1 protein-coding gene is annotated in these 259 nt (G+C 56.0%); it reads right to left on the bottom strand.

The features are described 5' to 3' along the window. Positions 1-259, bottom strand: a 259-nt coding sequence (locus IZU87_RS17465; RefSeq protein WP_213115383.1) for an ISAs1 family transposase, incomplete at both ends; no start/stop codon positions are given.

Raw genomic sequence — 259 nt, forward strand, 5'->3', positions numbered from 1 at the left:
CCGCGAGAATGTCAGCAAGATATGTCTCAACCAGTGCCGCTTTCTTCTGTTTCCGCCGAATTCCGCCTTTGAAAGATTTCTCTCCTTTCAGGTAATTCAGCGCAATATGCCGGACCCTGGCGAGGTTCTCCGCCGCCTGTCCGCGGTGGATTTTGCAGGCATCTTCACGAAGCGCCACATCCAAAGACCAGTGGAGCTTGGCCTCAATATGCCAGTGCTGCCGAGCTGCTTCGGCGAGCTTCTTGGCGGTCAACTCGGC

Source organism: Cobetia sp. MC34 (genome assembly GCF_018340035.1).
Taxonomy (GTDB): Bacteria; Pseudomonadota; Gammaproteobacteria; order Pseudomonadales; family Halomonadaceae; genus Cobetia; species Cobetia amphilecti.